Source organism: Pelotomaculum sp. PtaB.Bin117, assembly GCF_002067195.1.
GTDB lineage: Bacteria > Bacillota > Desulfotomaculia > Desulfotomaculales > Pelotomaculaceae > Pelotomaculum_D > Pelotomaculum_D terephthalicicum.
Genome location: NZ_MVQM01000153.1, coordinates 1 through 22,431 on the forward strand (window position 1 = coordinate 1; position 22,431 = coordinate 22,431).

Annotated in this window: 31 protein-coding genes and 2 pseudogenes; 15 read left to right on the plus strand and 18 right to left on the minus strand. The window is 44.4% G+C overall.

Features of this window, described 5'->3' with window-relative positions:
- The 3 genes from A4E54_RS11285 to A4E54_RS11295 form a co-directional block, all read right to left on the minus strand.
- Positions 1-203: hypothetical protein (locus A4E54_RS11285; RefSeq protein ID WP_286726165.1), on the minus strand; the 203-nt coding region annotated here is incomplete at its 3' end.
- A gap of 236 nt (positions 204-439) precedes the next feature.
- The gene (locus A4E54_RS11290; protein ID WP_240082594.1) at positions 440-703 is read right to left on the minus strand and encodes a type II toxin-antitoxin system RelE/ParE family toxin; all 264 of its coding nucleotides are present in this window, start codon (positions 701-703) and stop codon (positions 440-442) included.
- A 401-nt stretch (positions 704-1,104) separates the two neighbouring features.
- On the minus strand, positions 1,105-1,434 hold the full coding sequence (locus A4E54_RS11295; protein ID WP_240082596.1) for a type II toxin-antitoxin system Phd/YefM family antitoxin: 330 nt from the start codon (positions 1,432-1,434) through the stop codon (positions 1,105-1,107).
- Positions 1,435-1,675: 241 nt separating this feature from the next.
- On the opposite strand from A4E54_RS11295, the gene A4E54_RS11300 reads away from it, so the two are divergent.
- A complete protein-coding gene (locus A4E54_RS11300) occupies positions 1,676-2,836 on the plus strand; it encodes an iron-containing alcohol dehydrogenase (protein WP_240082597.1) in 1,161 nt (386 codons plus the stop codon).
- 34 nt (positions 2,837-2,870) lie between these two features.
- Here A4E54_RS11300 and A4E54_RS15790 read toward each other — a convergent pair.
- A pseudogene (locus tag A4E54_RS15790) lies at positions 2,871-3,386 on the minus strand (H-type small acid-soluble spore protein); the annotation flags it as partial.
- Here A4E54_RS15790 and A4E54_RS11305 point away from each other — a divergent pair.
- The 3 genes and pseudogenes from A4E54_RS11305 to A4E54_RS11315 form a co-directional block, all read left to right on the plus strand.
- Positions 3,292-3,591, plus strand: a pseudogene (locus A4E54_RS11305) (TSUP family transporter); the annotation flags it as partial. The pseudogenes A4E54_RS15790 and A4E54_RS11305 sit on opposite strands and share 95 nt — an antisense overlap.
- A 174-nt stretch (positions 3,592-3,765) precedes the next feature.
- The gene (locus A4E54_RS11310) at positions 3,766-4,020 is read left to right on the plus strand and encodes a hypothetical protein (RefSeq protein ID WP_240082598.1); all 255 of its coding nucleotides are present in this window, start codon (positions 3,766-3,768) and stop codon (positions 4,018-4,020) included.
- Positions 3,968-4,288 carry an eCIS core domain-containing protein gene (locus A4E54_RS11315; protein ID WP_286726181.1) on the plus strand — a complete coding sequence of 107 codons (321 nt, stop codon included), beginning with the start codon at positions 3,968-3,970 and terminating at the stop codon, positions 4,286-4,288. The genes A4E54_RS11310 and A4E54_RS11315 overlap by 53 nt, the downstream gene beginning before the upstream one ends.
- A 260-nt stretch (positions 4,289-4,548) precedes the next feature.
- Here the strand turns inward: A4E54_RS11315 and A4E54_RS11320 are convergent, their stop codons facing one another.
- Positions 4,549-4,725: an H-type small acid-soluble spore protein gene (locus A4E54_RS11320; protein WP_240082682.1), complete on the minus strand. Its 177-nt coding sequence runs from the start codon at positions 4,723-4,725 to the stop codon at positions 4,549-4,551.
- 280 nt (positions 4,726-5,005) lie between these two features.
- On the opposite strand from A4E54_RS11320, the gene A4E54_RS11325 reads away from it, so the two are divergent.
- The 8 genes from A4E54_RS11325 (at position 5,006) to A4E54_RS11360 (ending at position 10,003) form a co-directional block, all read left to right on the plus strand.
- Positions 5,006-5,212, plus strand: coding sequence for a DUF1657 domain-containing protein (locus A4E54_RS11325; protein ID WP_240082600.1), 207 nt, complete (start codon positions 5,006-5,008; stop codon positions 5,210-5,212).
- Between the two features lie 109 nt (positions 5,213-5,321).
- Positions 5,322-5,528, plus strand: coding sequence for a DUF1657 domain-containing protein (locus A4E54_RS11330; protein ID WP_240082601.1), 207 nt, complete (start codon positions 5,322-5,324; stop codon positions 5,526-5,528).
- A gap of 27 nt (positions 5,529-5,555) precedes the next feature.
- The gene (locus A4E54_RS11335; protein WP_240082602.1) at positions 5,556-6,416 is read left to right on the plus strand and encodes a DUF421 domain-containing protein; all 861 of its coding nucleotides are present in this window, start codon (positions 5,556-5,558) and stop codon (positions 6,414-6,416) included.
- A gap of 97 nt (positions 6,417-6,513) precedes the next feature.
- Positions 6,514-6,993: a stage V sporulation protein AC gene (gene spoVAC / locus A4E54_RS11340; RefSeq protein ID WP_240082603.1), complete on the plus strand. Its 480-nt coding sequence runs from the start codon at positions 6,514-6,516 to the stop codon at positions 6,991-6,993.
- Between the two features lies 1 nt (position 6,994).
- Positions 6,995-8,005 carry a stage V sporulation protein AD gene (gene spoVAD / locus A4E54_RS11345; RefSeq protein ID WP_240082604.1) on the plus strand — a complete coding sequence of 337 codons (1,011 nt, stop codon included), beginning with the start codon at positions 6,995-6,997 and terminating at the stop codon, positions 8,003-8,005.
- 11 nt (positions 8,006-8,016) lie between these two features.
- Entirely contained in the window at positions 8,017-8,370 is a 354-nt protein-coding gene (spoVAE, locus tag A4E54_RS11350; protein WP_240082605.1) for a stage V sporulation protein AE, read from the plus strand.
- A gap of 13 nt (positions 8,371-8,383) precedes the next feature.
- The gene (locus tag A4E54_RS11355; RefSeq protein ID WP_286726166.1) at positions 8,384-8,842 is read left to right on the plus strand and encodes a YhcN/YlaJ family sporulation lipoprotein; all 459 of its coding nucleotides are present in this window, start codon (positions 8,384-8,386) and stop codon (positions 8,840-8,842) included.
- Between the two features lie 6 nt (positions 8,843-8,848).
- Positions 8,849-10,003: an amidase domain-containing protein gene (locus A4E54_RS11360; RefSeq protein WP_240082607.1), complete on the plus strand. Its 1,155-nt coding sequence runs from the start codon at positions 8,849-8,851 to the stop codon at positions 10,001-10,003.
- A 67-nt stretch (positions 10,004-10,070) separates the two neighbouring features.
- On the opposite strand, the gene A4E54_RS11365 is transcribed toward A4E54_RS11360, so the two are convergent.
- From A4E54_RS11365 to A4E54_RS11420, 12 genes are all read right to left on the minus strand, one after another.
- Positions 10,071-10,922: a DUF6544 family protein gene (locus A4E54_RS11365; RefSeq protein WP_240082608.1), complete on the minus strand. Its 852-nt coding sequence runs from the start codon at positions 10,920-10,922 to the stop codon at positions 10,071-10,073.
- Positions 10,923-11,065: 143 nt separating this feature from the next.
- The gene (locus tag A4E54_RS11370) at positions 11,066-11,629 is read right to left on the minus strand and encodes a DUF4397 domain-containing protein (protein ID WP_240082609.1); all 564 of its coding nucleotides are present in this window, start codon (positions 11,627-11,629) and stop codon (positions 11,066-11,068) included.
- Positions 11,619-12,029, minus strand: coding sequence for an SHOCT-like domain-containing protein (locus A4E54_RS11375; RefSeq protein WP_240082610.1), 411 nt, complete (start codon positions 12,027-12,029; stop codon positions 11,619-11,621). The genes A4E54_RS11370 and A4E54_RS11375 overlap by 11 nt, the downstream gene beginning before the upstream one ends.
- 33 nt (positions 12,030-12,062) lie before the next feature.
- Positions 12,063-12,446: a DUF2089 domain-containing protein gene (locus A4E54_RS11380; RefSeq protein ID WP_286726183.1), complete on the minus strand. Its 384-nt coding sequence runs from the start codon at positions 12,444-12,446 to the stop codon at positions 12,063-12,065.
- Between the two features lie 270 nt (positions 12,447-12,716).
- Positions 12,717-12,929 (minus strand): DUF7737 domain-containing protein, encoded by a 213-nt coding sequence (locus A4E54_RS15950; protein ID WP_446676301.1) that lies wholly within the window; start codon positions 12,927-12,929, stop codon positions 12,717-12,719.
- A 129-nt stretch (positions 12,930-13,058) separates the two neighbouring features.
- Positions 13,059-14,411, minus strand: a complete 1,353-nt coding sequence (locus A4E54_RS11390) for a diguanylate cyclase domain-containing protein (RefSeq protein WP_286726169.1) — start codon at positions 14,409-14,411, stop codon at positions 13,059-13,061.
- A 256-nt stretch (positions 14,412-14,667) separates the two neighbouring features.
- Complete coding sequence (locus A4E54_RS11395; protein ID WP_240082613.1) at positions 14,668-14,961, minus strand: hypothetical protein; 294 nt, start codon at positions 14,959-14,961, stop codon at positions 14,668-14,670.
- A 133-nt stretch (positions 14,962-15,094) separates the two neighbouring features.
- Positions 15,095-15,457, minus strand: coding sequence for a YkvA family protein (locus A4E54_RS11400; protein WP_286726171.1), 363 nt, complete (start codon positions 15,455-15,457; stop codon positions 15,095-15,097).
- A gap of 279 nt (positions 15,458-15,736) precedes the next feature.
- A complete protein-coding gene (locus tag A4E54_RS11405) occupies positions 15,737-16,612 on the minus strand; it encodes a tetratricopeptide repeat protein (protein WP_286726172.1) in 876 nt (291 codons plus the stop codon).
- A gap of 186 nt (positions 16,613-16,798) precedes the next feature.
- A complete protein-coding gene (locus A4E54_RS11410) occupies positions 16,799-17,473 on the minus strand; it encodes an SdpI family protein (RefSeq protein WP_286726174.1) in 675 nt (224 codons plus the stop codon).
- A 6-nt stretch (positions 17,474-17,479) separates the two neighbouring features.
- A complete protein-coding gene (locus A4E54_RS11415; protein ID WP_240082617.1) occupies positions 17,480-17,749 on the minus strand; it encodes an autorepressor SdpR family transcription factor in 270 nt (89 codons plus the stop codon).
- Positions 17,750-17,828: 79 nt separating this feature from the next.
- A complete protein-coding gene (locus tag A4E54_RS11420; protein WP_286726184.1) occupies positions 17,829-18,179 on the minus strand; it encodes a winged helix-turn-helix transcriptional regulator in 351 nt (116 codons plus the stop codon).
- A gap of 124 nt (positions 18,180-18,303) precedes the next feature.
- Here A4E54_RS11420 and A4E54_RS11425 point away from each other — a divergent pair, with 124 nt between their 5' ends.
- The 3 genes from A4E54_RS11425 to A4E54_RS11435 all read left to right on the plus strand — a co-directional run bounded on the left by A4E54_RS11425 (position 18,304) and on the right by A4E54_RS11435 (position 21,454).
- Positions 18,304-18,702 carry a pyridoxamine 5'-phosphate oxidase family protein gene (locus tag A4E54_RS11425; protein ID WP_286726175.1) on the plus strand — a complete coding sequence of 133 codons (399 nt, stop codon included), beginning with the start codon at positions 18,304-18,306 and terminating at the stop codon, positions 18,700-18,702.
- Between the two features lie 237 nt (positions 18,703-18,939).
- Positions 18,940-20,145, plus strand: a complete 1,206-nt coding sequence (locus A4E54_RS11430) for a S53 family peptidase (protein WP_286726176.1) — start codon at positions 18,940-18,942, stop codon at positions 20,143-20,145.
- Positions 20,146-20,338: 193 nt separating this feature from the next.
- On the plus strand, positions 20,339-21,454 hold the full coding sequence (locus A4E54_RS11435; protein WP_240082620.1) for an AAA family ATPase: 1,116 nt from the start codon (positions 20,339-20,341) through the stop codon (positions 21,452-21,454).
- A gap of 29 nt (positions 21,455-21,483) precedes the next feature.
- Here A4E54_RS11435 and A4E54_RS11440 read toward each other — a convergent pair whose 3' ends face one another.
- On the minus strand, positions 21,484-22,431 hold the full coding sequence (locus A4E54_RS11440) for a 3'-5' exoribonuclease YhaM family protein (RefSeq protein WP_240082621.1): 948 nt from the start codon (positions 22,429-22,431) through the stop codon (positions 21,484-21,486).

Sequence of the window (22,431 nt, forward strand, 5' to 3'; positions counted from 1 at the left end):
TGCTGCAAATGAAATTTTAGCAGTTGAATAACCGCACTGTTGCCGATTGTTCTTTGAAGTTGCAGTATATTTTCTTGATTGCTTAAAAAGCCAGGGAGTAAGCCCCTCTGCTCAGTATTATGCTTAGAGGTTTTTGTTTTATCATGTTGTTTCCCGGAAAGATCATGATTATTGCCGTTCGTTTTGGGCGTTTTAGTAAACATTAGCCCCTCCATGAGAATAATTAGATCGAATAATTTGTCTAATTATGTCGAAGCGCATAAAAATAACAACGACCGCCGTAATAATCACAGCGGTCAACCGGCACATTATTATGTTTTGTTTATATTTCGATAATAAATTACATTTTCCTTCTCATGGTTACACATTTGAATTAATTACGTTATTGCCCTGCATCCGGACCATGACGGATAGCTTAAATTTTGAATACTATCGAAATCTACCGCGCCAACCACCCGTAATCCTGCCTACAATCCACGATATAGTCAACATATACCGTCCGATCCTTAATCTGATACAGAATGAGATACCACTTCTCTGCGAACATCTTGTGATATTTATTGAGCGGTATAAATTCAGCGTTCAGAAACGGGAAACGCTCCGGCATTTGATGCAGGGAAAGGATGGTTTCCATAAGATCGTTTTTCATTCTGCGGGCGGCGGGGCTTTTCTGCGCCAGAAAACGGACATGGCCCGCCAGCATCTTTAGCTACTCCTGTGTTAGATGAAATCAAAGAAATTAACGAGGGTGACTGTGTTGAACTTGGAGTTATACTTATAGAGCCTGAACTTGAGCAGGTTATGCTGGCGGCAGAGAAAAAAAGGTCTCTTATCTTTTCAAGACAATTTATGTTTAATTCTTGCTAAAGAATATGGTCGGACGTGTGTAACGAATGACAAACTACTAAGGCAAAAGTGTGATGCTGAAGGCATACCGCTGATTTGGGGGATTGAACTAATTTGTATATTAGTGGAATCTGGCGGACTGCCCGTTAAACATGCAGAGGATATTATACTAAAAATACAAAAAATTAATCATAAATATATCACAGATAATATTGTGGAAAAAGCATTTATGAGACTAGGGTTACTTCCTGAATATCCCTAAAGATTCTCGCAACTATAAGCGGTGCCAGTTCCATGATTAGCATTAGCATCTATTATTTTGCTTTTTAAGCTTTTTAAAAAAGCTTCTCCGTCTACCACCTGCCCAGACTCAATATCCCGCAACCCTGCCACAAGCCCTTTCATAAAACGCAATTCCTCCAGTTTTCGCTGATACTCTTCCACGGATTCAAGCACGGCCGCCGGCCTGCCATGCTGCGTTAAAATAATCGTCCGGCGGTTTTTCTTTAAGCTTTCAAGAATTTCAGAGGTATTGGCGCGAAATTCGGTAACCGGCTGAATATCAGTGGTTAAATCAAGGGGCTCCATATTCTTTCCCCCTAAATCTTTTAAGTTAATTATAAAAGACTTTTAAAAGACATGCAATAACCCTTAAAAGGTCTTGCCGTCATTTACATACCACATATCCAATTGCCTGCCGGAACACTTTTAACAGCTGACGGTCAAATTTTTTATAAATTTAAATATATTTATTGACTTCTAGTATGCTTAAAGGTGTAGTATTCTAATGTAATGTATTACGAACAACAAAAACGGGGGGGAATTAATTATGTTTAATTTTGATTTTTACAACCCGACACATATTGTATTCGGTAAAGACAGGCTTGGAGAGCTTGATAGACTTGTGCCTGCTAACGCAAAGGTATTGGTGACTTATGGCGGCGGCAGCGTTAAAAAGTTTGGGATACTTGACAGGGTCAAGGCTTCTTTGGGAGGCCGGGAGGTATATGAGTTCGAAGGAATAGAGCCAAATCCCAAATATAAAACATTAATAAAAGCATTGGAGGCTGTTCGTAATAACAATATCGATTTTCTACTTGCGGTAGGTGGCGGCTCTGTTATAGATGGAACAAAATTCATCGCAGTTGCGGCTCCATACGAGGAAGAACCTTCAAATCTCCTTAAATTTGGTATGAATCCGAATAAAAAGATTAAAAAAGCAATACCGCTTGGTACAGTGGTGACCTTACCGGCCACCGGATCGGAGATGAACAGTGGTTGTGTCATAAGTTATGAGGACGGGAAATTCGTACTTATGAATGAGTTGCTATTTCCCAGGTTTTCAATATTAGACCCTACCCTCACATACACACTGCCTCAAGATCAAGTTGCGAATGGAATTGTTGACGCGTTTATTCATACAGTTGAACAGTATGTTACATTTCCCGCTGAAGGCAGATTCCAGGACCGTACGGCGGAAGGGATTCTACAGACTCTAATCGAGATTGGGAAAAAGACCATTGGCAATCCAACCGATTACGATGCGAGGGCCAATCTTGCCTGGTGCGCGACCATGGCTCTGAATGGATTGATTGGCGCGGGTGTTCCACAAGACTGGAGCGCTCACATAATCGGACATGAATTAACAGCCATGTTTGGGATTGATCATGGTAAAACACTGGCTATATTGCTGCCATCTGTATGGAATGTGCAGAAAGAACAAAAACATGCGAAATTATTACAATATGCGGAACGTGTCTGGAATATAACTAATGGTGATGAAACGTCCCGTGTAGATTTAGCAATTAGCAAGACTCGTGATTTTTTTGAAGACTTGGGTATTAAAACACATTTGGCCGATTACAATGTTACCGCTGACAAAATTGATGATATTGTAAAAGCTTTGGAGAGACATGGCAAGACAGCATTGTCTGAAACACGAAAGGTAACATTAGCGGTAAGTCGTCAAATTTTAGAAGGCGCGATGTAAAGGAGTGTATCTCTCTTACCCCTCCCCTATCATCCATCGGCCTAACCATTGCCGTGTTGTCTTTCGAACTTAGACTTTCGATCCAAATTGGTGAACCATTATGTAGCACAGTAATGGTCTCGTCCGCATGCAATATTTGCCGTGCCCTTTGAATATCCATTATCATCCCTAATCTTTGGTTTTTATTGAATAATTCCCTCCCCAAAAAGGAATTAATACACCTTGTTCGCTTATACAAACCTGCAAGCAAAAACCAGAGTCTATATTCAATATCTATAATTTCAGATTGAAAGAAGAAGGAGCCTGGATGCCTGCTGAAGTGGAACAATACTTTTTCATCTTTACTGACTCCCTGAACCGCAAGATTGAGCAAAACGTGTCTGAAATTATATTTTTGTCCTATACGGCCGGAATATACCACACGTTTTAAACTCTTTGATTGCTGAGGTAGCAAGATGATAAACTTGTTAACCGGATTGGCGGCGGGATTCTTCGGAGGGCTTGTCGGCCTCGGCGGTGGGGTGATAATGATCCCTCTGATGGCAGTCATCCTGAAAATGGGCCAGCTAAAGGCCCACGGCACAAGCCTTGTATCGCTGGTATTCACCGGAATATCGGGAGCTTTCACCTATGCCTTAAATAGTTCGGTGGATATTACGGCCTCAATCCTTTTGGCGTCAACCGCCATATTCACCGCCAGGGCGGGCGCGCGCTTCGCCAATGCCCTAACAAAATGGAAACTCAAGAGATCCTTTTAAGCCTTTCCATGCTCCCCGGGTTGAATTTCCAGATGTCGCGGTATGCCATGTCCAACAGAAATATCTCATTTCCTTTTATCCTAAAATTTAATATTGCGACATGTTATGACAAATTATCGATATCTATTGAAGTATAATAGACTTAAACCTAAAAAGACGGGGGGACAGAATATGAGTCAAAAAGATCAATTACATAATAACAATAAAACAACGTCGGAACATCGCCTGCCCGTGTCAGGCTTCGATAATTCAAGCAATACGTTTCAACAGGCGCACCCCGCCGTGATTATCCAGCGAGCCATGTCTGCCCCCGGTTCGCTGTCTCCAGCAACTTCAGCGCTCAATTGGCAATCAGGCGGTAGCCGGGCTCTTGATGGCGGCAACCCGGGGAATTCAATCTGGTCCTATCCAGATGAAGGCTGTTGACGACGAGAAAGACATACAGTTGAAAAGCGATCCATTAAATAAAACTCCACAAGCAGAGAATTCATTGCTTCCAAAAAATACTAATAACACAGGAATGCCTGAAGATATACAAGCAAAAATGGAAAGTGCATTAAATACGGGCTTTTCAGAAGTAAGGGTTCATCCCAATTCCCAAAAGGCAACTGATCTAGGTGCGTTAGCCTATACACGAGGCAATGACATATATTTCGCGCCAGGTAAATATGAGCCCGGCAGCCGGGCGGAATGATGCCGCCTTCAGTTTTTGCTATCATTCCACGGCGCCACACAAATGCCTGGCGTCTCCGATTATTCTGGATGTGGTGCTGGCCGTTGTATTCCTTGGTTCCTTGCTTTTCGGCAGGCCCCTGGTTCAGATATTCGCGGAATACGAGATGAAGGATGCCTTTCCGCAAGCATTGCGCGCGCACCCCAAATATGCTTATTTGAATAATATTCTCATAAACGTAAAGCAATCCGGATCGGCATGTTTACGCAGCTTCCCTAAATCTATTGTACTTCAACCAACTCAGCGACGGGCACCTCTCTTACCTCTCCCGTGTCTTCTATCGGCCAAACCATTACTGTGTTGTTTTTCGAACTTAAACTTTTGATCCAAATTGGTGAACCATTATGCAGTACGGTAACGGTCTCGTCAGCAGACAATATCTGCCGTGCTCTTTGCATATCCACTATGATCCCTCAAATCTTTTGTTCTTGTTGAATAATTTTTCCCCAAAAAAAGAATTAATACACCCTATTCGCCGAAGAAGCGGAGGGACGTTCTTTCTCGCTCCCGCTTGTTCAGGCCTTGAACTATGTTTACCGTGATATACCAAGGATTTAAGAGACCAACTCTTTCATTTGAGAAAGTTGAGTTTGCCAATTAAATCTTAATTGAATATATTTTTTATCGCGGGGAACCATTAAGTTTGTAATGAAATCTCAAATACGAGGAGGAAACGCAATGACAGTCGGCTCCCAGGTAAAGCAGACATTATCCGGCCTAAAAAGCGCCCAGGCCAGTCTGGAATCCTTTGCTCTCCAGACACAAAACCAACAGGCAAAACAGCTTTACACCAATGCCGCTCAGCAAACAAAATCCATTATTGACACTCTGGAGCCAAGGATTAATGACATCGAAAACCAAGAACCCCAGTATAAAGGATTTTAACGCTGCGGGTATCCCACACCAGACCGGATCAGAGGATCCGGTCTGGGTTTTTGGGTTTAATTTCATTTTTACATACAGAATATTGTAAAGCGAGAGAGGTAAATTAAGTATGACAATAAGTGCGCAGGTCAGGCAAACCCTGGCCAGCCTTAAGGGCGTTCAGGCCACATTGGAAACCTTCGCTTCATCCGAGGAAAACCAGGAAGCGAAGGCTATACTACGTCGAAATACGCAACGAATTAACCATGTTGTAAGGGATATGGAAAAAAGACTCAGTGTTTTGGAATTTGAAGAGCCGCAATATAAAGGCTTCTAGCAATCACATTATTAAGGAGTAATTCTAATGCCTGAATGGTTAAATATTTTGCTCCGTTCTATTGGTTTATTTTTTCTCACCTTACTTCTTGTTCGTCTCATAGGAAAAAGGCAAACCTCCCGGTTGACCTTTTTTGATCTTATTACCGGTATTGTAACCGGGGTTATGGCTGCCGCCGTTTCCTTAAACCTAATCAAAGACTTGGCCAACGGTCTTATTGCCCTGGCGGTTTGGACCGTATTCCCGGCGTTAATTTACGTTTTATCAATAAAATACAAAACGGTAAGAGATATCGTCCAGGGAAAAGAAACAGTCCTTATTAACCATGGTAAAGTCCTGGAAGATAAATTATTGGAAGCCCGTCTTACACCTGAAGATTTGTTAAGCCGGCTGCGCAAGAAAAATGTTTTTAATTTCGCCGACGTGGAATTCGCCGTGCTTGAACCTACCGGGGAGGTAAGTACCCTTCTTAAGAAAGATAAACAACCTCTTACCGCCAAGACTCTGGGTATAAACGTTGGGCAGGAAAGCGTACCCCAGACGGTTATGCTTGACGGGATTATCATGGATGAACCGCTTACGGCAATGGGACTAAACAGGCGCTGGCTGCATACAGAATTGGAAAAAGTGGGAGTGGCGCCTGAAAACGTCTTTATCGGCCAAGTGGATTCCGTAGGACAATTATATCTTGACCTGTTTGACGATACTATTCAGGTACCTAAGCCCAAAACAAAAGAACTTGCCTATGCCACCATGAAAAAATGTCAGGCGGACTGTGAATTGTACGCCTTAGGGACAAAACAACCGGAGGCCAAGAAGATGTACGAAAAATCTTCTGAGATATTGTCGGAAGTAATTCAGGAATTAGAGCCTTTGCTTAAGCGGTAAGGAAACACGCCTCAAGCTAAGGAATGGGGACCACACCTCCTTTGGAGGAATGTCCCCGGTGGAATGTCCCCTAATCTGGTAAAGGAGGCTTTCTAAATTGTCCAATAAGAAAAAGAAGAAATTAACTCCGGTACAACAGCAGTATCATTCCTTTTCTAAAGCCAGGGAGCCTCAACGACCGGTTCTGCTAAATGTAATCAGGGCATTTTTAGCAGGGGGTACAATTTGTCTTCTAGGGCAATTTATTCAGGATTTTTTTCTCTGGAATTTTAATTTTACCGAGAAGACGGCAGGAGATCCGACAGCGGCCGTGTTGATTTTACTCTCAGTTATTCTAACCGCTTCAGGCGTCTATGATCATATCGCCCAATGGGCAGGCGCCGGAACAGCGGTGCCGGTAACCGGGTTTGCCAATTCCATTGCTTCGGCGGCTATCGAACACCGAAGTGAGGGATTTGTGCTTGGTGTTGGGGCAAGTATGTTTCAGCTGGCAGGTTCGGTAATCGTCTTTGGCGTTTTTGCCGCCTTTGTGGTTGCCCTCATTAAAACTGCATTGACACTGTTGGGGGGCTCCTAGCATGCTGCATGGACACCAAACCTGGGTCTTTTCCAACAAGCCCACCATTTTGTCTGCGGCAGCCGTTGGAGGACCCTTTGAGGCCAAAGGGCCCCTGGCTGAGGATTTCGATATCCTGCACGGCGATTTATGGCTCGGGCAGGATAGTTATGAGAAAGCAGAAAAAAAGATGCTGGAAGAGGCATGTGAAACAGCAATTAAAAAGGCCGGTTTGCAAAAACAGGATCTTCAGTTCTTTCTCAGCGGAGACCTGATGAATCAGATTATCTCCAGCAGCTTTGCCGCCAGAACTTTGGCGATACCTTACCTGGGACTTTACGGAGCCTGTTCCAGTTCAATGGAGAGCCTGGCTTTGGGCTCTCTGATAATAGACAGCCAATCCGCCAATTATGTTCTCTGTGGTACTTCCAGCCACAATGCGGCAGCTGAAAAGCAATACCGGTATCCCACTGAATATGGTTCCCAAAAACCTCCTACCGCCCAGTGGACTGTGACAGGCGCCGGTGTTGCCGTCCTTGGCTCTGAGGGAGAAGGGCCACAGGTTACTTCGGCCACCATCGGCAAAGTAGTGGATATGGGAGTAACCGACCCTTTTAATATGGGGAGCGCCATGGCGCCGGCAGCGGTAGACACCATCACGGCCCATTTCAGGGACCTGCGCGTTTCTCCCGGGGATTACGACCTGATCGCCACAGGAGACCTGGGACGGGTGGGACATAAAATTGCCGGCGATCTGTTGAAAAAACATGGCCTTGAGATTCCAGACAATATATTTACAGACTGCGGCTTACTTATCTATTGCGAAGATCAACCTGTCGTAATGGCCGGGGGCAGCGGTTGCGGCTGCTCGGCCACCGTTGCCTACGGTCACATATTAAACAGGATGAAAAAGGGAGAACTGAAAAAGGTTTTAATTGTTGCCACCGGGGCGCTCCTGTCTCCCTTGTCCTACCAGCAGAAGGAGAGCATTCCCGGCATCGCTCACGCTGTTTCTATTGAGTACGACCATTAGAGGTGATTTTTGTGGAAGCTTATTTTTGGGCTTTTGTGGTTGGCGGGCTTATTTGTGTCATAGGGCAATTGCTACTGGATGTCGGGAAGTTTACCCCGGCCCATACCATGAGTATTCTTGTGGTGTCAGGCGCCATTCTGGATGGCCTGGGTCTTTACGAACCACTGATTGATTTTGCCGGCGCCGGCGCCACCGTCCCCATAACCAGCTTTGGGAACGCTTTGGTGCACGGGGCCATGGCTGAAGCTGAACAAGTAGGGATTATTGGAATTCTTACCGGGATTTTTGAAGTGACCAGCGCGGGTATATCCGCCGCCATTATTTTTGGCTTTCTTGCTTCATTGCTTTTCAAGCCTAAAGGATAAGAAAGGTGATACCGTGAAAATCATTCCGAAAGTTATTGTTTTGTCTCTTATATTATTAATGACGGCAGGTTGCGGTACGCTGAACTCTTCTTTAAAAAAGCCGCAGCCGGAACAGCAGATGAGCCGGGATGAAAAACAGATCCAAGTAAATCCTGAGCTTGCGGAAAAAGCAAAGAAAACAGCTGGAACGGTTAAGGGTGTCAAGGGGTGTACAGCCGTTGTGGTTAACAAAGACATATCCACTGCTATTAAAGTGAGCGGCTTTGACAGGCTGCGCTTAAAACCAATTAAAGAAGAAGTGCATAATAAAATAAAAGAATTGAACAAAGACTATAATGTACATGTTACATCAGATAAGAAACTTTTTATGCAACTGCAGCAAATAGAAAATCAAGTAAATGGGCCACAGGAGAAACCGCTGACAGATATACAAAAGAAGGTTATTAAGATAAATAAAGATATTCAAGGATGAAATCTCATGAACTTGCAAAAAATCGCCATGCCATTAATAATTGCCACTGCAGCAGTAATTATGGGAACGTCAACCTGTAAAGCTGCTGATACAACTTCCCTGGAAAATGAATTGCAAGCCAAGGTCAAGGAAATTTACGATGTCCGTGCCCTTGCCATTATTACGGGCGCCGATCCCGGACCGGCCCTGGCCTATTTTGACACCACGGCCCAACTGGGTCGCTGGGCTCTTTCGCACGAGCAGACCAGGCTGAATTTTATACAGTCGTGGGCTGAAAAGCGGGGTGTGCGTTTCACTGAGGCCACGCCTTCACTACACATTCCCTGGTCGCGGGTACAGGAAGACACCGCCGAATTTATTGTTTCCCAAACCCTCCAGTTGGGCTATGTTTATCCCAAAGACCCTACCGTAAACCGCTTTGGTATTGGCACCCGGCATTGGATAAAGCTGGCGCGCAAGGATGGGAAATGGCTCATCCGGCAAGATTTTTATACCGATGGCCTGTTTGATGATGCCAAAGCGCCCGACCCCACACCGGCAGACGGTAATGCCTCCATAGAACCGGTTGAACAATCCGCGTCCATAAAAAACGATTCCCACGCTGTTCTCGACCGGGAGGGAGCAGCCCGGTACGCGGATGAGTACGCCGGCCTGGCCTGGGGCGCCGGCAACGATCATAATTATAACCCGCGTTACGGCAACCTGAACGACATAGGCGGGGACTGCACAAATTTTGTATCCCAGTGCCTGGGGGATAAATCAGGAGGTAAACTCCCCATGGACGGCGCCTGGTACTACCGCCATGATCGAGAAGGCGGCTCAGGCAGTCTGGCCTGGGTGCAAGCCGAAGCCTTTGCCGAGTGGCTCTCATACAGCGGGCGGGGGCAACGGATAGCCTGGGGCACCTTCCCGGAAATGAATCAGCCTGACGCTAAATTTTCCTGTGGAGCTGTGCGGGAACTGCAAAAAGGGGATGTAATCGGTTATGAAGAGAATGGATATATTGAACATTTTGCTATTGTAGTAGGGACCGACTCGAAGGGATATCCAGTAGTGAATGCCCATACGGTAGACCGCTACCATTCCCCCTGGGACATGGGTTGTGATAAAACGACCGTTTTTCACCTTTTTCGCATCAATGATGCATCATTGATTAGGTAAAATTCCACCCTTCATACTGCATAAGCATCAAATCCGATGAAGTTCCAGAATAACGCGTCAGTAATGTCTAATAAACGCCCGGTTTGTTATATTCAATATCTATAATTTCTAAATCAAACCAATTGTAATCTCCTGTATCCAATTTCCAGATAACTTCCCCTCTGGCAGGAATCCTGATACCATTAAACTCCTTATTTTCTCCCATGAGAACTGACCAGGTTTTCATAAGATACTGGCCATTAAATTCCCCGTATCTTTCAGCAACCAGGCTAAGAACCTCACCCTTCTCGTTAAACGTAAATACCCCTGACGCGGTTATCCCCGCGTAGCTCATGGTAGCCCTTGCTGAATTGGCATCGATTTCTTCCCATTTTATGTAACTGCTCAAAGCCGCGGTTGGAAACCACGCCGTCTCAGCCAGATATCGCAACATCGCGCCCTGATCAATTTCTTTTCCCTTGGCATCCGCAACTTTAATCAACGAAAGAACCTTAATGAGCATGTGTCCTTTGCCTTTATTATACATGTCTCTTCCTGTAAAGTATAAAAGTGGCGCCATTCTGACCTTGGCTTTCCATATAAATCCCGGTTCATCTATCGTAAAGTATTGTTCCGCTTCAGCAGGCATCCATGCCCCGTCTTCTTTCAATCTCATAAATACACTTTGCCTTAAACGAACCGTTCTGATTCTTTCCTTGCCAACCACCTGGGACTGCACCAGCCATTTTTGAACGATGGGCGGCAACCCTTCCAAATCAGCTTTTTGAATAATCTCACCTTGATTATTCACATTATTAAAAAGTTCTCCAACTTCTCTTTTTACATTTTGGTTGAACCGAAAATCCGCTATAAATGAAACTGCTAGAATCAAGATTATGAATGCCAAAATAATTAACGCTACAAGCATAGCTTTGGGCATATAAGCAACTCCCTTAATTATTCATTTAATTCCCGTATAAAACAATGAACACAAAGCTAACCACTGTCAACCGGTAAAAATAGCCTACTTGTAAGTACTATTTATAGTTTATCTATTCTCACAAATTTTAAATAAGCTTAAGATTACAACAAAAAATCCACTGCGTTCCACCAGCGGATTTGCCTAGAATATATCTCGCTTACTTGTATGCCAGTATAAGTCCGGCGAAACCGGCACCGGATTGCAATATCTATAAAAGCTACTATTGAGCTGATTATAAATAGCTGAACTGCAACAGTGAGGATTGATTTAGACGGTATGTTTAAGGAAGTGTCAACAACCGGCACGTCCTTGGAGCCTGATGGATACACTTTAATATAATAAGTGCCGGACTGAGCAGGAAAGTATTCGGTAAAGTCACGGTAAGCAAGACCTCTGACGATAATTTTTTCGTTGGCATAAACATCTAAGGGCGGAGCGTCCGGGCAAGCATTCATTATTCGAATACAGGAAGACATAATATCAGCCTTGCTCAGGACTTTCCCGCGAAAAATCCCGGCAGTTTTCTCCCACAGCCAGGCCAGGTCTGCGACGGCTTCCAGGGTCACGTCCAGTACGGGTAAAAAGATTGGTATGGTAAACCCTCTTCCATTTTTTCTTATCCGCACAAAAACAAAGTAACTGCGGCGTGGCATGCTAGTCCACATAGACCTCCACCCTTACTCTTCCTTCTTCCTGGTCCTCAACGTCGATGTCGACCAATTTTTCATCTACCAGGCCCTGGTCGATAATCTGAATCAATTCTTCCAGGTTCATACTGGTAAGATCTATCCCTTTCTTTTGCATCTCCAAGCGCGCGTCCTCCGGGATAAACTTCATGCCAAAGACGGCGACCTTGGAAAAAGCCTTCATCAGTTTCAAGGGAATGTTGATATTTACTTTCTTTGTTTTGTCCCCGCTCACGCGCACCCGGAGAAACCTATCAGGGCCGGGGGAGGATGGCTTTTCCTCCGTCTCTTCCAGCGCTTTCAGCAAATCCATACCTTCGGCAGGAGTGATTTTCCCCTCCTGGATCATTTCCAAAATTTTAATTTTTTCGCTGTTCATTTGACTTAACTCCTTTCCAATCATTACAGAAGACTACTTTCCGGCTTTTTTAAGCTGCCGGATCGCGTCCTGGGGAGTGATTTCCCCTTTGTCCAGGGAGAGTAGTATTTTTTCACGGCTTTCCCTGTCTCCCTGGAGGTCAACCTTTTCCGCCCGGTAGCCTAAAGCCTGAATAACCCCCTCCAGGCGGTTTCTGACCGTGGGATAGGAAATGCCCAGTTCTTTCTCTACGTCTTTTATATTACCCCGGCATTTAATAAAGACTTCGATAAACTCCACCTGCTCATTTGGAAGGCGGCAGAATTTGCATGTGTCAAATTCACCTTCCAGATTTGTCTGACAGTGCGTACAGGTTAGTTTGCTCACCAGCATTTCGTAGCTGCAGACGGGGCAGCGGCCCGGATACCTGTATCTGATTTAATTCACCTCCAAACAGTGCTTTTTTAAACAGTGCTTTTTTAACCGATTTTTATATTCTCAAGAATAATATAGCGCAGCTTATTTATAATATCAATATATTGTTTAATATTATTAATGTACTGATTAATAATATTAATATAAGGATTATAGCCAATTACTATTCGTGGGTCAAATACAAAAAAAAGGCTGTTCCATTCCTTCGAACTCGCCTGGAAGCTTTACTTATCTTTATTATGCACTATGCCGACCACAGCCCACGCAAATCTCCTAGACTTCCCTTATCTGTCCCAGAATAGTCGGATCTTTTATTTTGACATCCTCGGTAAGGAAAATAATCTTTGATATTATCTCGGCTGTTTTTGGGTCGTCATCTAAAAAGGAAGGAAATATGGCCTCTGTGCTGTAAATGAACAGATAATATAATACTGGAGGATTAAAAAGTAGCCTTCTGAGTTGCTCATTTCCTTTTCCAACTGTTATTACTGAACTTCAGACTGGGGTTTGGGTGTCCTTAAATATTTTACACTCATCCATAAGTGAAAATTCCTGATATTCCGGTGAAGACCAGCGCCACAAGGTTTGTGCCGAGGGCCTTGTGCTGTCCCATTTTCAAATTGATACGGGGATAGAAAAGATATTAAAAATTTGTAAAAAGCTCAATACCAGTTGAGGATCGAACTGGCTTCCGGCGCACCTCTTTATTTCCATAATGGCCCTTTCATGGGGCATTGCCCTACGGTATGGCCGGTTGCTTGTCATCGCGTCGTAAGCATCTGCAATGGCCAGAATGCGGCACTCCAGAGGTATTTCCTTTCCCTTTGAGCCAAGGGGGTAGCCTCTTCCATCCCACCACTCGTGGTGTTTAAGAATCCAGTCTGCAATTGGGGCCAGGTCGGGCGCTGACTGTGCGATACGATGACCGATTTCAGTGTGCCTTTGCATTTCTTTGAATTCCTCAGAAGTTAAGGGGCCAGGCTTAAAAAGAATTCGGTCGGGTATCCCTACCTTGCCAATGTCGTGAAACTGAGCAAATAGTCTGAGGTCAGTTATCTTGTGCTCCGGCAAGCCAATCAATTTTCCTAAACCTACCACCAAATCCTGCAAGCGGTCTGCATGACCTTCCGTTATAAAGTCTCTCTCCTTCAATGCGTTCATAAGGGTTTGCACTATAGCGCTGCGGGCACTCTTGCTTTGATGGAGTTTCTCACGGTACATATTATTGTCAGCTTCTCTATAAAGATCGCGGATACGCGATGCATCGCTGGTTGCGGCCCCTGTCGATATACTTAGAGGTAGTTCAGGGTGGGCGGCGTTGTAACCTTCGACGGATTTTCGAATTCTCTCACAGGTTTTCTCAACAGAGCTGCTGTTGCAGTTCGGCAGTAGCGCGGCAAATTCATCGCCGCCGATGCGGGCCACTGTGTCACCTTCCCGCAACGATTGTTTTAGAACTCCGGCAACCGCAAGAAGCAGCGCGTCCCCCCTGTCGTGCCCCAGGGTATCGTTGACAAGTTTAAGTCCGTCCACGTCGCAGACGATTATACTTAGAGGGCCCGGGCAGATTCTCTCGCAGCGCTGCATTTCATGTTTAAAATAAGTTCTGTTGTATAGTCCGGTCAGCGAGTCATACAAGCTAAGGGCCTTGAGTTGCTCCTCTATCTTCTTACGCTCGGTAATGTCTATCAAAATCCCGCGTAAACCGGCGGGTTTGTTGCCTTTTATAATAAGAGACGCGTGTATCGCAATTTGAACGGTGGAACCGTCCCGCCTTTGTGCTGTATATTCATCTTCTCCAATTTTTTCTCCGTTTAAGATTCTCAATATATTCTGTCTAGCCCTGTCTCTGTCTTCCGGAACAATAAAATCCAGGACATTGATTCCCTTTTCAAACTCCTCTCTTGTACCGTCAAACAAAATGAACGCGCTCTGATTCCCCCTACCGAAGATTTGATGCGTGAACATGGTATGCTAAAACGTATTTTATTGATTTCGGGTTTTTTTGTATAAGAAAAGAGCCCGATGAAGGCTCTTAAAGATATTCACGAATAATAAAACCGCTTCGGTTAGAAACGGTTATCGGTGCGCGCCAGCCCTGGTTTTTTATTATTTTCGCCAGCAGTTGAATCTGCTTGTCCGGGTGAGTACCGGAGGCTCTTCTGGTCATACTTCAATTGCGATTCCCTGCCGGACAGCCTATTTATTAATCCTAACTTAATATTTAAGCGTTTAAGCGTTGCCTTATTTCTTCAGCAATTATCTCAATATCAACGTTTCCATCGTCGGAGTATACACTTTTACATTCTAACCTATACTCGGGAATTGTTTCCGCCGCTTCCCTTACCCTGAATAAAGGAGACAGCGCTGTATATTCAATCACATCTTTAGTATATTTATATTCAGCCCTCATGATAATGGTTTTTGCAAACAACTTAAGCAAATCTTCATTGTTATCGCCGCGAATTAAATCCCTTTGGATGTTAAACTTACCAATCCTATTTATTAAATCGCTCACAAATAAAACCTCGTCTACTCTTAATGTCAATGAACAAACTAATGATATTTTAGATTTGTCAAATTGTCAAGTTATGGCCAAACAATATCCTTCACCCAACTCGGTGATGGGTAAATTAATGCGCCTTATTCGCTCATCCGCACTTGTAAGCAAAAAACAGTACCAGTAATATAACTGCGAACACTAATACAGCATCCGTCCAAATTTTTGCTTTTCGAACTAAATGCATGGCCTTAAAATGCGCCTCTGAGACAACAGGTGCAGGTATCATCTTTAAAATAAATTCCGCCCCGAGCGGAATGAGGAGCATATCATCGATGTAACCGAGTCCGGGAATAACGAAGTCGGGAAGGAAGTCAACGGGACTTATAACATAGGCCGCCAGCAGCATGAGCAACGCTTTTGCCCGCCAGGGGACCCGCGGATCCTTGCTTGCGTAATAAAGTGTAAATATATCAGACTTCAGCCTTTTAATCCAATACCATAAACTTTTCAATAGAGATCCCCTTTCAAAGAGTCCCCGGCAAGACAAGCCTTAATACCGGCGGGAACCTTCCAAAGTAATAGTCTGCTCATGAGACTACTTGTTTATATTTCCGGCTTAAATACGCTATACTTACGAACTCATCCCGGCAAATTGGGATTGGATTTTGACAGCTGCCTGGTTCAAAAAATGGTGTGCTGCAATGAAACAGTACACCATAATTATACACCTGTGTATTATGTAATATAAAATATCCTGGCGCAATCTGATGAATGCCCGCTCCTGACTCGGCTAATAGCTGCACCCATAAAAATCACGGTCTAGAAACAGATCTTCTGATATTTTTGATACTTCTACCACCTGCTTAATAATACTCAATATGTCCTCAGCCAATAGGCTGTCTCCAATCTGATAACATATTTTCAGCGATTCGGACCATAACCCAAGAGCTTGTTCTTCATCTCCCCCAATCATCAAGATTAACGCAATTGTGTGCAACGTAGCCGCCTTGCCTCTATTGTCCCCAATTGAATCCTTAATCGCCAGGGATTCTTTCAACAGTTCTATGGCGCGCTCGTCGTCTCCCCGCCGCTCCAGCAGCCCGGCCAAATTATCCAACGTGGCCGCCTTGCCTTTGATGTCCCCGATTGTCTCATCGATCTTCAGGGATTCTTCCAACAGTTCTATGGCGCGCTCGACCTCTCCACGCTGCGCCAGCAACCCAGCCATGTTATTCAATGTGTCCGCCTTGCCTTGAGCGTCCCCGATTGAATCCTTAATCGCCAGGGATTCTTTTAACAGTGATGCTGCGCGCTCAGATTCTCCACGCTGTGCCAGCAACCAGGCCATGTTATTTAACGTGTCCGCCTTGCCTTGAGCGTCTCCGATTGAATCCTTAATCGTCAGGGATTCTTCCAGCAGTTCCATGGCGCGCTCGACTTCTCCGCGCTGCGCCAGCAACCCGGCCATGTTATTCAACGTGTCCGCCTTGCCTTGAGCATCCCCGATTGAACCTTCGATCGCCAGGGATTCTTCTAACAATGCCAAAGCACGCTCGGTTTCTCCGCGCTGCGCCAGCAACCCGGCCTCATTATTCAACATGTCGGCCTTGCTCTTAGCGTCCCCGTTTGACTTATCAGTTGCAGGGAATTCTTCGTTCAGTGCCATTGCTAGAAATGCTCCTTCCATAATAACGTTATTTGTTAAATGCTTGCAGGTACTCATGTTATTTTTATACTTCGATATTTTACGGTATAATCCTTCATAAGCAGGCAGGATATATTTTTACCATAGAAAATACACGGGTTGTCTGCTTCCATTGTACATTGGCCACGGTATGAGTATCGCCGGCATTCACTGTTGCCGCCGGCGGAATTCCAGGTAGGAAAAGGCCACGGGAATAATCACCGCCAGGCCAAGAGAGACACCCATAATCACGGCTCCCGCCGCGCCGCCGGCCAGCGCCGCCGCCAGTCCAGCCAGACCGGCGGCCACCCAAAGCCGGGCGGCCAGCCGGTGCGTCTTCTGCCAGACCGCTTCATTGGCCAGCGTCCACGGGGTTTTAATGCCTACAAAGTAATTTTGCCTGATCTGTCCCATAAAATTGCCCATTACGATAAACAACACAGCAATACCTGTTATAACCACTCGATCCACAGGTACCTGGTATCCCTGCGCATTTGCCACAATGACAGCATATAAGCCAGTCATGAAAATAACCATAACAGCCCTTAACAGCCTGTATGCGCCGGCAAATTTCTGGTAGTTCTGTTTTTTGGGGTCGATTAGGGGCAGAAACAACATCAAAATATATATGGCGGCGGTCATTACTGGTATTCCAAAAGCTCCCCAAAACCGGGAAGAATATCTATCCACCTCACCCGCCAGGTTCCAGTGGCTGGCCACCTGCTCCGGCAGATGCGGATAAATGATAAAGCCCGCTATTAATGCCCCGGTGACAATTAACAGCAGCGGCCATTCTCCTCTTATGAAAACATGCCAATTGCCTTTTTTATTCTCAGTTTTCACGCAAGCTCACCTTTCCTTCCGTTCCAAGATCTCGGAAAACCAGCCCATTATCTCTTGAAACACGGTCATATTCAACGAATAGTAAATATATTGCCCCTGGCGTTCGTCCAGCACCAGCCGGGACTGTTTTAAAATATTCAAATGATGGGAGATGCTCGGCTTGGTAATATTGAATTGCTCCGCGATTTCCCCGGCCGTCATATCCCGTTCCCGCAACAGCCTGAGAATCTTCCTGCGCGTCGGATCGGCCAGAGCCTTGAATGTAGCGCTAACCAAATCCCCCTCCTCCTTTAGTTTGATATTTAGATAAATATCTAAATATATTATATATTTTTATATAGCGCTCCGCAAGCCCCTATTTTAGTTTGGCACGACGCTCCATCTGTTCAGCACCCCATCTGGCAAGTTCATCAAGCGCCGGCAGCAGGCTCATCCCGGCTTCGGTTAGGGAGTATTCCACGCGGGGTGGTATTTCCATGTATTGGACACGATGAATTAAACCGTTTTCTTCCAGTTCTTTTAAGGATTGGGAGAGCATCGTATTGGTTATGCCGGGAACTTTTCTCTTTAGCTCATTATAACGCAACACCGCGTTTTGGTTGAGGGCCCATATGATTGGAAGCTGCCACTTTCCTCCGATGATGTTCAGGGCATATGCGACGGGGCAGACGCTGACATTTTCAAAAATTACCTGTTTATTGTTCATGGTTTGTTTTTCCAATACTCATAATATCCTGACCAAGACAGAAATAACTGCATACTTGATTTTTTATTTCTTTCTCATAAGATACTATCATAAACAAAAAACTAAAGTAAAGGAGTAAATATTTATGGATGAAGTTCTTAAATTCCTGACTGATGACCCCTCCGTGTTTTATATTGCTACAATTGACGGTGATATGCCCAGGGTGCGCCCCTTCGGATTCGCCATGATCTATGAAGGAAAGCTGTGTTTTTGCACCAGCAACCAGAAAAAAGTATACAAGCAACTCAAAGCCAACCCTAATTTTGAAATCTCTAAAACGGCGAAAGATGGCGAGTGGCTGCGCTTAAACGGCAAGGCTGTATTCAACACCACCAAGCAATCCAAGCAAGCCGCGCTTGATGTAAATCCCATGCTCAGTAGAATGTACAGCGCCGACGATTCTATTTTTGAAATATTCTATATTGAAAACGCGGAAGCGACATTTTGTAATATGAAAGGCGCGTCCAGAACGATCAAGCTGTAGATACTTGAATCCGTTATAGAATGACTAATATGCCGGAAATGACAGGGAGGCTGTTGTTTCCGGCGTTGTTATTCTTTACGGGCCGGTTTGATAAAAATATATTTGCCGCCGCCACAATACGACAAAATTTTTATTTATAGTATGTTATAGTAACATGTAGAAATTTAATCCAATATGGCTATATTGATCAAATTAAGTTATATTCGCACTACAATATTATTTTTGGAGGAATGGCTAATGAAAATTTTTAAAATGAGTTTACTGGTGATCGTGGCATGTTTTTGCTTAAGCATCACCACAGCCGGGTGGGCGTCGCAGGAAACCAAAATACACCCCACGATCCGTATTCAAAAAGATAAGGCTAAAAATATAACCGACAATAATATACCGGGATATAATCCTTACCAAATTAAAAAAGCATATGGAATAAACAACTTGCCGTATACGGGAGCAAAACAAACAATCGCTATTATTGAGGCATTCGGAAGTCCAACCATCAAGAATGATCTCAAAGTCTTTGAAAAAGAATTTAAATTACCGCCTGCCCACCTGGAAATCGTATATCCTCAGGGTCCCCCTTCTGAAATCAACCCATTGTGGGCCGGTGAGACCTCCCTTGATGTTCAATGGGCTCACGCCCTGGCTCCTAAAGCAAAAATTATGCTTGTAGTAGCTAAATCCGATTCAGCGGAAGATCTTATCGAAGCTGTCGATTACGCTGTATATAAAGGCGCTCAGGTGGTTTCCATGAGTTGGGGCGGTGAAGAATTTCCCGAGGAGACTTCTCTGGAAGATCACTTTAAGCATCGCGGCACGGTATTTATCGCTGCGTCAGGGGATTCAGGCTCCACTATTTTATGGCCCGCGTTATCACCTAACGTTATCAGCGTGGGTGGGACAACCCTCCCGTTGGATTCCAGGGGTAACTTGACAGGACCTGAGACAGCATGGACATGGTCGGGCGGCGGGATTAGTGTATATGAGCCGTTACCGGACTATCAAGACAAGTATGGCATTTCAGCTGATGGACGGGGTGTTCCTGACGTATCCTTTAACGCTGATCCCGAAACGGGTGTTGCCGTATATCTTAGTACCCCCATCCAGGGAAGTGTAGGTTGGTTTGAAGTGGGCGGCACCAGTTTTGGAGCACCTGCGTGGGCAGCCATCATCGCCCTTGCCGACCAAAAGCTTTCAAGGCCTTTAACCGATGGGCATGACGCGCTTTACCAGTTGGGCTCCGGAGTCAACTATTCAAAGAATTATCGAGATATTACAAGCGGCGGAAATGATAGTTACAGCGCCGGACCTGGTTACGATTTTGTTACAGGTCTTGGAAGCCCGAAGGTAAACAAGCTAATTAATAAATTAAGGAGCCATAAGAATGTTGGTGTTTATAATATTGATGATGTAGATGCTGATGTGGATGATGATGTGGATAAGTAACAGCCGTAACAAGCCGAGGACGTTCTTTTTGCTTCCATTTTAAAACTTAATAATTTAACTGATGATGAGGGGGTGGCAATCACCCCCTCATCAGTGTCAGCCTCCATTTTTATATATGATAAGCAATTGTTTAATATTACTGATTATGTGATATAATATTACTGAAATTGTAATATTGATAGAGGTGATCTTAGTGTTATTCCCACTCGGTGGTCCGGTACCGGAAAGTGACATTGTCGGCAGGGAAGATTTTATTATATCCCTTGAAACCAGATTGACCGAAGGCCAGAGTGTGATGCTCGCGGGACCGCGCAGGATTGGAAAAACCTCTATTGCCAACGAAGTGTCGCGCCGGTTGCAGAAAAAGGGGTTTTACGCGGCTTCGGTCGACTTCTTCCGCACATCAAGCAAGAGAAACATCGCTGAATCCATCGTCAATAGTTGTCTCGAAAACAGAACCGGCATAAGAAAAACGTTAAACGCCGTATGGGACCGGGCGAAGCTGCTGGCCGGCGCCGCTAAGATTGCGGTCAAGGTGGAGGATCTGGAGCTAAATATCGGTTTTCCAAAGAAGGAAATAGATGATGAGGCACTTTTGGAATACGCTTTAAATCTGCCCGATGTTCTCGCTGAAAAGGACCATAAGCGTATGGTAATAGTCTTTGACGAGTTCCAGGATGCCGGTCAAATCGGTGGAATCGACATATACAAGGTTATGCGTTCTCATTTTCAGCATCAAAAAAATGTGGCATATCTTTTTCTTGGATCGAAAGAAGGCATGATGCAATCCCTTTTTGCAGGGAAGAAACACGCTTTCTATCGTTTTGCCACGGTTCTCCCCATCCCGCAGATACCGGAAGAGGCGTGGATTGGTTATATTACCCGCAAGTTTAATGAAAAAGGTATTGAGGCAAGCAGCGATTATGTCCCAAAAGAGATCGTTCGGCTGGCCGGGGGACATCCACAGGATACGATGCTTATTAGTACGGAGGCATATTATACGTTGCTGGAAACCGGGGAAAAGAGATTATCCGGCAAGATAGTAAGAATCGCTTATGAGCGAGCCATAGTTTCTCTTACACCTGTCTTTGATGAAATATTAGGCGAGGTGGGTAAAAAGCCTTTTGTCCGGGAAGTCCTTCGCCGCCTTGCCGTGGGAGAAGTAATTTATAAGGATAAGAACAACCCAAATGATATTAAGCGTGCTATTGATCAACTCATCATGAGCGCGGTAATTGAAAAAGAAGGCCGGGGCAAGTACAAGTTTGTTGAACCGATGCTGAATGATTATATTCAAAGGAATTATTAGATCCGCTCTGGGGCTGCCTGCTATTTCCATTATTTTGCTTTATATAATCTTCTATTATCCAACACCCAAATTCTTTGAGAAAAATCACCCTTGCCAATATTTTCAAGGGCCTTTTCGATATCAAACATCCTGGTATCAATTATATCAATATAATGCAATAATTCTGCCTCAGGTATTTGGGGTCTGGTTGGGCTACCATATTCAGGTTCGTAATGATGTGACAGGATCATGTGTTGTAACAATAATGAAATTTCCTCATCCGCTCCGATTTCCTCTGCCGCAAAAGCTATCTTTTTGATTCCTTGAACAATATGACCCAACAGGTTTCCCTCAATAGTGTAATCTGTTACAATGCCAAGTTCATTGGCATCCATTTCATCAAGCTTAGCTATGTCATGTAAAATAATGCCGGCATACAGCAAGTCGGTATTAATAAATGTGTAAATTTCACTCAGTTTCTCACCGCTCTTGAGCATAGTCATAATATGATAGAGCAGACCAGACCTGATAGAATGATGATTCTTCTTAGCCGCGGGGTAAAACATTAACTTATCTTTACTGTCGTTTAAAATCCTGCTAACAATTTCAAGCACATCACGGTTCTTAATTCTAGATACATATTTTAATATTTCTTCATACATAAGATCCGGTTGACAGGGAGCCATTGGAATAAAATCTTCAATATTGATTCCATCCGTGCCTGCGGTTAACCTTATTTTTTCGATTCTGCATTGAAGTTGATTTTGCCATTCAGTTATTATTCCTTTAACCTTTACCACTACTCCAGCATAATATCTATGTTCATCACCTTCGGATACATCCCATATTTTTGCATTGATCGTACCGGTTTTATCGGATAGTATCAAATCAAAATATTTTTTATTGTTGCTTGCTGTTTTACACTCTATCGCTTTTATAAAATAAAATCCATAAGCCACATCGCCTAACCTTAACTGACTGATTGTCTTATATTCCAA